The 11,390-nt window shown below is 41.4% G+C and carries 9 protein-coding genes; 7 read left to right on the top strand and 2 right to left on the bottom strand.

Going from position 1 to position 11,390, the window contains the following annotated elements; genetic code table 11:
- The first annotated feature begins 62 nt into the window (after positions 1-62).
- The 3 genes from BMY70_RS00750 to BMY70_RS00740 are packed head-to-tail and all read left to right on the top strand — an operon-like array spanning position 63 to position 4,400.
- Positions 63-1,709, top strand: a complete 1,647-nt coding sequence (locus BMY70_RS00750; RefSeq protein WP_090330798.1) for a glycoside hydrolase family 28 protein — start codon at positions 63-65, stop codon at positions 1,707-1,709.
- Between the two features lie 36 nt (positions 1,710-1,745).
- Positions 1,746-3,380 (top strand): glycoside hydrolase family 43 protein, encoded by a 1,635-nt coding sequence (locus BMY70_RS00745; protein ID WP_090330796.1) that lies wholly within the window; start codon positions 1,746-1,748, stop codon positions 3,378-3,380.
- A 27-nt stretch (positions 3,381-3,407) separates the two neighbouring features.
- Positions 3,408-4,400, top strand: coding sequence for an alpha/beta hydrolase (locus tag BMY70_RS00740; protein ID WP_090330792.1), 993 nt, complete (start codon positions 3,408-3,410; stop codon positions 4,398-4,400).
- Positions 4,401-4,466: 66 nt separating this feature from the next.
- Here the strand turns inward: BMY70_RS00740 and BMY70_RS00735 are convergent, their stop codons facing one another.
- The gene (locus BMY70_RS00735) at positions 4,467-5,513 is read right to left on the bottom strand and encodes a T9SS type A sorting domain-containing protein (RefSeq protein ID WP_090330789.1); all 1,047 of its coding nucleotides are present in this window, start codon (positions 5,511-5,513) and stop codon (positions 4,467-4,469) included.
- A gap of 586 nt (positions 5,514-6,099) precedes the next feature.
- On the opposite strand from BMY70_RS00735, the gene BMY70_RS00730 reads away from it, so the two are divergent.
- Positions 6,100-6,825, top strand: coding sequence for a GAF domain-containing protein (locus BMY70_RS00730; RefSeq protein WP_090330786.1), 726 nt, complete (start codon positions 6,100-6,102; stop codon positions 6,823-6,825).
- Positions 6,826-6,843: 18 nt separating this feature from the next.
- On the opposite strand, the gene BMY70_RS00725 is transcribed toward BMY70_RS00730, so the two are convergent.
- Positions 6,844-7,134, bottom strand: a complete 291-nt coding sequence (locus BMY70_RS00725) for an HU family DNA-binding protein (RefSeq protein WP_090330784.1) — start codon at positions 7,132-7,134, stop codon at positions 6,844-6,846.
- A 98-nt stretch (positions 7,135-7,232) separates the two neighbouring features.
- Here BMY70_RS00725 and BMY70_RS00720 point away from each other — a divergent pair, with 98 nt between their 5' ends.
- The 3 genes from BMY70_RS00720 (at position 7,233) to BMY70_RS00705 (ending at position 11,157) form a co-directional block, all read left to right on the top strand.
- Positions 7,233-7,478, top strand: coding sequence for a hypothetical protein (locus BMY70_RS00720; protein ID WP_090330783.1), 246 nt, complete (start codon positions 7,233-7,235; stop codon positions 7,476-7,478).
- 579 nt (positions 7,479-8,057) lie between these two features.
- Complete coding sequence (locus BMY70_RS00715; protein ID WP_090330780.1) at positions 8,058-9,293, top strand: ice-binding family protein; 1,236 nt, start codon at positions 8,058-8,060, stop codon at positions 9,291-9,293.
- A 1,288-nt stretch (positions 9,294-10,581) separates the two neighbouring features.
- A complete protein-coding gene (locus BMY70_RS00705; protein WP_090332536.1) occupies positions 10,582-11,157 on the top strand; it encodes a porin family protein in 576 nt (191 codons plus the stop codon).
- The last annotated feature ends 233 nt before the right edge of the window (positions 11,158-11,390 follow it).

The following is an 11,390-nucleotide window of genomic DNA, read 5'->3' as shown; positions in this document are numbered from 1 at the left end:
CAGTTTTATTTCTGCTCCGGCACATTTTCTTTCCGTTTTTTCTTAAACATGAATTTACTTCGATGAATTATAAACAGAAGATACTTTGGGCCGGTTTGTTTAGCTTTTATGCTTTTGGCGTTAGCGCACAAAATACGGCATATAGCTGGACAAATCTTCCCAAAATCCAGCAGCCGGTTTTCAAAAAAGACACAACCAGTATCGTTTCGTTGGGTGCAAAAGCTGACGGCATAACATTGAATACCAAGGCTATAAATGACGCAATTGAAAAGGTAAGCAAAAAAGGTGGCGGAGTGGTTTTGGTTCCGGCGGGTCTTTGGTTGACCGGGCCAATAGAGATGAAAAGCAACGTAAACCTTCATTTAAAGGAATCGGCAACTTTGCTTTTTACACCAGACAAATCCCAGTATGGACTAACAGAAGGGGTTTATGAAGGTAAAACGGCAGCGAGAAATCAGTCTCCGGTTTCGGGAGTAAATCTTGAAAATATTGCAATCACAGGAAAAGGAGTGCTGGACGGGAATGGAGACGTTTGGCGGGCTGTCAACAAAGGTCAGCTGACCGAAAGCCAGTGGAAGGAAAAAGTGGCCAGCGGTGGTGTATTAAAGGATGACGGAACGGTCTGGTATCCATCCGAACAGTTTAAGACGGCCAGTGTGACGGGCAAAAGTATGCTGATCACGCCAGGAAAAACACCACAGGATTTTGCCGATATGAAAGATTTTCTGCGTCCTAATCTGGTGGTTTTTACCAATTGTAAAAAGATATTACTCGAAGGAGTGACTTTTCAGAATTCTCCTGCATGGTGTCTTCACCCGCTGATGTGCCAGGATTTGACGCTGAAAAATGTTAGAGTGAAAAATCCGGAATATGCCCATAACGGCGATGGAATGGATATCGAATCCTGCAAAAATTTTCTGATCGAAGGCTGCGTGCTGGATGTAGGTGATGATGCGATCTGCATTAAATCAGGTAAAGATGAGGAAGGCAGAAAGCGTGGAATACCAACCGAGAATGGCATTATCCGAAACAATATCGTCTACAACGGGCACGGTGGCTTTGTCGTTGGAAGTGAAATGAGCGGAGGCGCAAGAAATATTTTTGTTGAAAACTGCACGTTCATGGGAACTGACAAGGGGCTTCGTTTCAAATCGGTACGAGGCCGTGGCGGCGTGGTGGAAAACATCTTTGCGCGGAATATTTTTATGAAAGACATCGCGCAGGAAGCCATTTTCTTCGATCTGTATTATTTCGTCAAATTTGCAACTGATGGAGTGCGCGACCAAAGTCCGGTTGTAAGCGAAAGTACGCCGGTTTTTAGAAATATGCGTTTTGAAAACATTGTTTGCAATGGCGCTAAAAAAGGCATTTTTGTTCGCGGCCTTCCTGAAATGCGGGTCAAAAACATTCATATGGAAAATATGGTACTCAAAGCCGATAAGGGAGCCGAGCTTATTGACTCAGACGGCATTGTAGTTAAAAATATAAAATTTATTACCGAAAAGACCAATCCGGTGATTCTTGTCGATAACAGCAGCGCGCTTACCTTAAGTGGCATTGAATATAATTCTGACAGCGAATTATTGGTATCTGTTTCCGGTGATAAAACAGGTACTATTAAAATGGAGCATACCGATGTATCCAAAGCCAGAAAAAAATCTGAATTCAGCAAAGGGGCTGCTGAAAAGAGCCTGGTGATCTCCAAATAGAAAATGCAGTAAATTCATTGACAGTTATCAAAGCATATGAAACAAATAATTCTGGCGGTAATTCTGTTAGCTCCGTCAGTGGCTGTTCTGGCTCAGAATATATCAAAAGTATGGGTAGCCGATCAGGGCGACGGAACTTATAAAAATCCGGTTTTACATGCGGATTATTCAGATCCTGATGTTTGTAGGGTGGGTGATGATTTTTATATGACAGCGTCAAGCTTCGACGCTGTTCCCGGACTTCCTATACTTCATTCAAAAGATCTTGTCAATTGGGAACTGATAGGCCATGCGTTGAAAAGACAAATTCCGATCGAGCATTTCGAAAAAACACAGCACGGTAATGGAGTTTGGGCACCGGCGATCCGTTATCATAAAAATGAGTTTTACATCTACTATCCGGATCCTGATTTTGGAATTTATCTTACAAAAGCCAGCAGCCCGACAGGGCCTTGGAGTTTGCCGGTATTGGTAGAAGAGGGTAAAGGGCTTATTGATCCGTGTCCGCTGTGGGATTCTGATGGAAATGTATATCTCATTCATGGATGGGCAGGCAGCCGCGCCGGAATCAAGAGCATTCTCACCGTGAAAAAGATGAACGATGCAGGTGATAAAGTTCTGGACGAAGGAACGTTGGTTTATGACGGGCACCTGACAGATCCGACAGTAGAGGGGCCAAAGTTTTACAAACGCAATGGTTATTACTACATTTTCGCACCGGCGGGTGGCGTGTCCACCGGCTGGCAATTGGTTTTAAGATCGAAAAATGTATATGGTCCTTACGAGCGCCGCGTGGTCATGGATCAGGGTTCCTCACCAATCAACGGTCCGCATCAGGGGGCATGGGTAGATACCAAAACAGCAGGTGGAAAATCTCAGGACTGGTTTTTGCACTTTCAGGATAAAAATGAATACGGCAGAGTCGTACATCTGCAGCCAATGAAATGGGTCAACGACTGGCCCGTGATTGGCGAAGATAAAGATGGAGATGGTAAAGGCCAGCCGGTGCTTTCCTATAAAAAGCCAGATATCGGAGTGTCGCTGGGTTTAAAGACGCCGGAGGAAACCGACGAATTTAATTCTCTGACCTTAGCGAAACAGTGGCAATGGCAGGCAAATCCGAAGGGAATTTGGTTTACCACGAGCATTAAGGGCTTTCTGAGGTTGTATTCATATAAGCCAGCCTGGGAAACAAAAAATTTATGGAGTACGCCTAATATCCTATTGCAGAAATTTCCTGCCGAAGAATTTGTGGCAACAACGAAGTTGCTGTTTACACCAAATCCAAAGCTTGAAAATGAAAAAACGGGCTTGGTGATCATGGGTCTTGGTTATGCAGGATTGTATATCAAAAGCACAAAAAATGGACCTGAGCTTACGCAGGCTCTTTGTTTGAAAGCATCTGAAGATAAGCCAGAAAAAGAGACAGCAATTGCGAAGCTAAAAACCGGAGAGCCGATTTTTCTTCGTGTGCAGGTCAGCAAAAACGGAATTTGCCAATTCAGTTATAGTACCGATGGGCAGGATTACAAAATAACCGGCGATACTTTCAAAGCAGAGCCCGGCCGGTGGATCGGCGCAAAAGTAGGTATTTTCTGTTCGCGCGATACCCAGACAAACGATTCTGGTTATGCTGATTATGATTGGTTCAGAGTCGAAGCGTCGAAATGATTTTCTGACATTTTAAAACAAGTAAGGATGAAACAGGGCATATGGATTGCGGTTTTAATAGGTCTGAAAAGCGCGTCTGGTTTTAGTCAGATCAAGCCAACCGGGCTTAGCGATACCAGCTTCTCTGTACAAAGCGCTTACCGGAATGATACAAAATATTTTCCGGAGCTGACACTGGCCGATTCTTCGATGCCGCAGAGCGTTAGGGTCTTTAAAAACATTATTTATAAAAAACTGTCGACTGAAAACCTTGCACTGGACGTTTATGCGCCAGCATTAAAACCGAAAAATCCTGTTGGGGCCGTTTTGATGGTGCATGGCGGTGGATGGCGTTCGGGGCACAGGTCGCATAATAATACATTGGCAAGAAGGCTTGCAGCAAAAGGATTTGTCGCCATACCTGTCAGTTACAGTTTGTCTACCCACGCTTTGTATCCGCAAGCTGTTTATGATCTGAAAACCGCGGTAAGATGGATGAGGGCTAACGCGGACAAATTTGATATTGATACTTCGAAAATTGCTATCCTTGGTTTTTCTGCGGGGGGGCAACTTGCCGCTTTAATTGGAACGACCAGCGGAAACAAAATCTTAGATAAACCTGATGAGTTTAACGGTGTTTCCAGCCATGTACAGGCAGTCATTGATATCGATGGCACTCTGGCTTTCATTCATCCTGAATCCGGAGAGGGCGACGATTCAAAGTCAATATCTGCGGCAACATACTGGTTTGGGTATTCTAAAAAAGAAAAACCCGAGCTGTGGCAACAGGCTTCGCCGCTTAATTACGCAGGGAAAAATACGCCACCTTTTCTTTTCATCAATAGCTCAGTCAGCAGAATGCATGCGGGCCGGGATGATATGATCAAAAAGATGGATGCGTTTAATATTTATTCAGAAGTACATTCTTTTCCTCAGGCACCGCATTGTTTTATGTTTTATACCCCCTGGTTCGGGGCGACGCTCGATTATGTAGATTGTTTTTTGAATAAGGTGTTTTACAACAAACAAGTCTTGAAATAGCATGTCTTATATTTCAGGACTTGTTCGTTGTAAATCGTTTCCGTAAAGTTATCGGTAGCTGATTCGTTACCTGACTATCATAATTCTTTGCGTCACAAAAGTGTTATCCTGTTTCTTCAATTTGAAAATGTAACTACCATTTTTGAAAGCCCTAACGTCAATTTTTTCGGAAAGAGTTTTTCCGGATTCGTAGTGAATAACACCATCGGAGCTAAGTAAAGCTATACTGATTACATCAGACCACTTTCCCAGACGGATATTTAGCGTTTCCGCCACGGGGTTCGGATATATTTCCAGTCTAATATTTTGAAAATTCGCCTGACACATATTACTATGTGTAAAAGACTGGTCTTTGTCAACCATTTTCAGCCGGTAATAATTTGTGCCATCTTTAGGACTGGAATCTGTAAAACGATAATTTTGTTTTTCGCTGCTTTCAAAAGCCGAACTTACTGAACCGATTTGTTCCCACTGTTTTCCATCTTGGCTGCGCTCAATGTCAAATCGTTCACTATTTTTTTCCTGGGTTGTCGTCCAGAAAAGATTTGCTTTTAAGTTTTCCGAATATACTTTGAAAGATGACAGTATGACTGGAAGGGGAGAAACCACAACGACCGGTGCAGATGCCAGATCGTTTGTCGGAAGCATATTTCCGGATGGTGGATAACTCAGATTAAAATCAGTCTTCACTGTCGCATAAAGGATCTCGGCACTACCGGAAACTGCCACGACCGGAATGATCACCGTCCCATTGGCCCCTTTGGGAATTCCCTTTGGAGCTGTTAGCACAATGATCGTAGAGCCAAAGGCATTCATCATCTGGCTGACAAGAATTACCGGAAATGGCACAGCTTTCAAGTCGATCTCTCCGGTTACACTGAAAAGCGACGGTATTGTAATTGTAAATATAGCATCATAGGGTTTTAACGCAGTTCCTGAAGAAATCCCTTCCGTATAATTACCGATAAGCACACGGAGCGATCCTTGTTCTTTTACCTGAAATACAGACTTGGAAAATGTGATTCCGGCAGAGCCCGGGTCGGCCTGAGCGGCTGCTTTTGTAAAAGCAAGTATGCAGAAAAGCAACACTAAAAAAGTAGATTTTAATTGCATGGAACGAAATATATGAGGAGGGTGATTGGTATTATTCTGACTTTTGATGGCTTTGACATCGAGGCCCTGGTCAGGACACTATTTTTAACAGTGCAGCAAGTACGCTTCGCCACCGTCACATGAGATGCTCGGAGGAAGTAGTTGAAAATATGCAACAGCTAAAATGAAATGATCCTTACCTCGCCAAAGTACCAGGCGAAAGAGGCAAATGTTCTAAACCTGCTATAAATGAGCCTTTTTAAGGGCACAAATTAATTTCGGTATCTGAAACTTTTTGAGCCAGGAGCGGCAATGGCGTGAGAATATCCGGACAGGCAGTCGAATGACTCGGTAATGATTGATTCAAAGACGTTAAATAATATTTCATATCGTTGAGGAGGATGTTGTACGTTACAAATCAACTTTACATTGATTTATCTACGAAACTAGCGAACACAATTATCATCTGAAAAGAAAACTTATTTAACGGTTTTTAAATCGTTTTTGACCGGAAAGTTTTCCTTTTTCGAACCTGGTATTGGGATGCTGTTATAAATTTTACCGTAAATGCCGTAAATTGTGCGGGCTATACAAAACACCATTTACAATGCATAACGACCTTGCTGGAGAAAACGAGAGTGGAAGATTAGAGGCAATTAAAAGTTATGATATTCTGGACTCTTTACCTGAGCAGGAATACGACGATATTACAAGACTTGCGTCGGAGATCTGTCAAACACCCATTTCACTAATCAGTCTACTGGACGATACCCGGCAGTGGTTTAAGTCAAATCGTGGCTTGCAGGTAAGAGAAACGCCAATTGAATATGCCTTTTGCTCCCATGCGATTTCAAATCCAAACGAGATATTTATAGTCCCCGATTCCAGAAAGGATCCTCGTTTTTCGGAAAATCCTCTTGTGACAGGTGAGCCATATGTCATATTTTATGCCGGCGTTCCATTAGTAGACAGGAATGGATTTCCTCTGGGATCACTTTGTGTTATCGACAATGATACCAAAGAGTTAACAGAAGAACAATTATTGGCACTTCGTGTATTGGCCCGTCATGTTGTAAACCTGCTCGAAATGAGAAAATCCAACAAAGCGTTGAACACAGTCAAATGTCTTTTGGAAAGACATAATGAAGAATTGATTCTCTCAACAAAACAGTTAAGACCTTCATTTATCTCGGTTGCGGACGACTTACGAAATGTCAAAGATCAGCTGTTACTTTATCAAAAAAGCAGAAACGAGGCTTTACTCGAAGAACTTATCTCCAATATCGATTCTTTGCAAATTCGTGTCGAACATGCTTCCAATGCTGCTTGTTAAGTGGCTTTTTTGACAGGATTACGCGTCGAAATTGGCGTCTTTTACCTGGCTCACAAATTCATCAGATGGTTTGAAATAAGGAATAATCTGAGCCGGTACAAGCACCGTAGCCTTGAGTTTAATATTTCTGGCAGTTTTGGCAGCTCTTTGTTTATTAACGAAACTTCCAAAGCCGCGGAAATAAATGTTATCTCCATTACTCATAGAATCTTTTATCGTCAGAAAAAGTGATTCTATAATTTTTTCAACTTCTTCTCGTCTTATGCCTGTCTTTTCTGAAACGCGGGATATAAGCTCTGCTTTTGTCATTGTGATATAAATTTTATGAACCGTTGAACTTAATAAGGTGTGCAGGGTGTATTATTACCATTCGAATTTTTTGGAAATATAACTAATTATCAACGTTTATGGATAACACTTTTGAACTGGATGTAGATTTTAATGGCGAAACTTTTGAATTTCCGGGACAGCTGATAATCAGCGGTTACGTGCACAAAATTGAGCTCGACATTAATGGGGCAAAGGTTTTGTTTGAGCCTGACGAGGAGAGAAAGTATAGAGCATTGCTCTCAATGCAGGACTTAACCGACAATCAAATAGAAATGGGTTTGATTAAAGCGATCGTGTTGCGACTTGATTCACTTCTGTCATAATTTTTAGAAGATAATACAGAAGGCCGGAAGAAAACGTTTCAATTTTATAATAAACAGTTACGAAGGTCAATTCTTGCAGCCCGGATTACTGTGAGGCAAATGCGGTATCCAGGCAGGATTTAATAACAGATCCTGAAAAAAATGGGACCGTATGGCTCCGGGCTACGTTCGGTTTTGTAAAAGTTTTTAGATACCAGCTACGTAATGTATTTTCTAGTAGAAGGGCCCGGCAAATCATACTTATTTCTTTCAATTTTATACATGTATTTCTACAATACGATAATTCATTGGCATGATATTTGTAGTATAAATTTGATTGATTAAATTTTAGCTCCTCTCTTTTTCGCTGCCAGATGCTTCTATTGAATTAGTTCTTCATTATTTCCATACACAGAGCATTCATCTGACTGACTCCTGTCAATGTTAGTTAATTTTTTGGTTTCTCGGTTAGGCTTTTGCGCTAAAGACCGTGATGTCGAGCCATAGTATCCACTGAATTCTCTAAGCGTCGTGTGTTGCTTAAAGGCATCCTGTTACCGCAATATTTTCTTTTACTCAAGCAAATTCAATCCTTTCATTATGAAAAACTTTTCAAAACAAGTTTTATTTATTCTCATTCTGGCTCTGGTAATCAGCAGAAGCCAAGCGCAAACAATCCCTACTATCGGCACTACAGCAGGATCTTTTGTGCTATTTACCAATGCTGGCGCGCTGACTAACGTCGGAGCATCGAAAGTTACAGGAAACATTGGCACAAATGCCGGCGCTTATTCTGGTTTTAATCCAACCATATTATTTGGAGAATCGGAAGTGGCAAATGGTGTCTCAGCTGCCGCAGTTCCTGAAGTTTCCGCAGCTTATGATTCTTTTAATGCCATCACTTGCACGTCTACCTTGACGAGTCCGTTGGGCGCTGGTCAGATTTTGTCTCCGGGTGTGTATTGTTTAGGAGGTGAAACAGCTTTAACAGGCGATTTGATACTGGACGCAGCGTTGGATCCGAATGCTATTTTTATTATTAAAATTAACGGTGCACTTTCTACTGCTGGCCTTTCAAACATCGTTCTCATTAATGGAGCCCAGGTTTCCAATGTCTATTGGCAAATCGGTGGTGCATTTACGACAGGAGCTTCATCATCTTTTCTAGGGACTGTTGTAGCGGCAGGCGCGATCGAATTCTTAGAAGCCTCCATTTTTCAGGGAAAGGCTCTGACGACTGCAGGTGCGATAACGTTGCACAATAATATAGTCAATACGGACGAGACTCCGCTTCCGGTTACGCTGACAAAATTCAACGTCGAAAAGGTTGAAGACAAATTTGTATCAGTAGCTTGGAGTACAGTTTCAGAAGAAAACAGTGAGCGCTTCGAGGTTGAACGTAGTGCTACGGGCAAAGAATGGAATTCTATCGGTACCCTGGCGGCAAAAGGAGAAAGTTCTGTGTTGACCAACTATGTGTTTACAGATCAGAATGCATTAGCGGGAGTCAATTATTATCGTCTGAAAATGATTGACAAGGATCAGACCTTCGCTTACAGTCGCATACGAAGCATTGAGTTGAAGCCGTTAATTTCTTTTGTTATGTATCCAAATCCGACTGTTAGCAGCGTAACGATACGGGTAGATAACATTGAGCAGATTAAACGTATACAACTTATCGATTTTTCAGGACGCTCAGTATACGACATGCAAAAGCTGGATTTTCTAAGTTTAGATAGCTACATAGATATGAAAAACTATCCATCGGGACCGTATGTAGCACGCATTACAGGCCTTAACGGTGTCATTTCAATGATGAGAGTTGTGAAACTGTAATTGTGATCAGGCAATTAGGCATCATAACCAGTTTACCAGGAAACCTGACGGAAACGACTTGTACGTTTTCGATCAGGTTTTCCGTGTTTCAGAATTATTATTGTAGCAGTAAGCCATACTATTGAATCTAAAAATAAAGAGCCCGGAAGCCCAGGCCTTTATCTAAATATTTCTCACAGCCCGAAGGCTTGTAGTAAAAGTACGACAAAAAATCAAATTATATTCTACAAACTTCAATCCTAATATTTTCCGAATATGGTGCAGCGAAGTTATCTGGGCTTAGAACTGCCCTTCACCTTAAAACTGGCATATACTTTCTAGTAATCGGTGTTTTACTGAAGAAATTAAAGATTGTCGCATTATCTCATGTTTGATGCAGAGAAAACTCACTTTTTCAACTATACATCGTTCAAGGGATGTGCGGAGATTTTCAGGACTGGAATCAGTATCAGACGGACCAACAATGCACTTTTTAGGAACTGGAACAATTATATTTTAAAAAAGCGATTTATTATCTTTTCGTTACGATAAGGCTCAAAAGACTGCGGACAAAAATCCCGGGATCGGCTGCAAGGACTCTGTTGTGATAGTAAACAACTACGATACAGAATGGTATTATATTAATAAATTTTATACCTTTATCGACTTAAACGAGTTTCGTAGTAACTTTTAGTATGAAAAACACATATAAATTAAAAATCACATATCCCAAAATATTAAGTCTGCATCAGATAACATCACTGGTTAAGTCAGTGCATGGAGTTCATATTCAAGGAATTAACCTGGTGAGTACAGAGCGTGCTGTTGTGGGAATATTAACATTAGAAAGCCCCGATCAGGTTCGATTTAATTCCGTAGTTTCATTGATTCGGTCCTGGAACGAAATCATAGTTGATGTGAATGAGTTTTAGTCCTAGTCTATTGCTGAGTGAATTTAAGACGTCTCCTTTTTTTTACTGAATTGCTGGTATATGAAATTTTACTGGCGGTCGTTTTTTTGAGATTACGAGAATAATGCTCGCCCCGGTATTTTGCCTTCCCAGGCTTCTAAAAGCCAAAATCAAAAAGGTAATTCTGAGAATGATTTTGGTATGTGTGCTATTAATCGATGCGTTTGCACCGGCCAACCTGTGACTATATTGCATCTTTTTTGTTTTCCTCAGACAGTATTGGTATGATATTTTACTTGTGTAAAAAAGCTGGCAATCAGTCTTCAGCTGGGCACATACGAACAGCGTTTACTTTTTTAAAGCTGACTAAAAACTATCATTTACTAATTTTCAGACTCATGAAAAAATTGCTATTTTCCGCCGCATTTCTATTGTGCGCGCAACTTTCCTTCGCTCAGTCTTTCAGTATAGGTCCAAAAGCTGGTCTTAATATCAGCAACTATACGGGTGGTAATATCGAATCAGACGCCTTAGTTGGGTATCACCTGGGAGGGCTTTTGAATTATGGATTCGGAGAAGTTTTCTCGATTCAACCAGAGGTTCTGTTCTCTACGCAAGGGGCAAAGGTTGAGAATAACGGCAGTAAAGCTGACTTTAAGATTAGTTACGTCACGATTCCTGTTATGCTGAAGTTTAAGGCAAAAGGTGGCTTTTTTGTCGAATTTGGCCCTCAGGTTGGTTTCCGTACTTCGTCCGATATACCAAACCAGACCATCAACAACTTTGCAAAAAATCTTGATCTTGCCGCTGGTGGTGGAATTGGCTATCAGTCTCCGATCGGCTTGGGCGTAAGCGCCCGTTATATCGCCGGTTTATCTAAGGTAGGCGACTTTTCGGGACAGAATATCGATCCGGACTTCAAAAACAGTGTGATTCAAGCCAGTATTTTTTGGGCGATTCCACTGGTTAAGTAAATTCGATAAAGTTGAAAATCGCACAGGTGAAAGCACCTGTGCGATTTGTTTTTACACTTGATAGTAAATTTTCTGAGATGTGCCAATCTTACGGGTGTAGGCTATCAGATTGGCCCGCTGATTACAGTTGAAGCTTGATTTGCTATGGCAAATCAGGCATTTTTTTTATATTTATATTTGACCTCAGCAACTAATTAAAAGCTTCAAAATGATACGCGTCACACCGTTTTACA

The organism is Dyadobacter koreensis, from assembly GCF_900108855.1.
In the GTDB taxonomy this organism is placed as follows: domain Bacteria; phylum Bacteroidota; class Bacteroidia; order Cytophagales; family Spirosomataceae; genus Dyadobacter; species Dyadobacter koreensis.
Note: the sequence above shows the minus strand (reverse complement) of the source record. Positions and strands in the feature narration are given on the sequence as shown.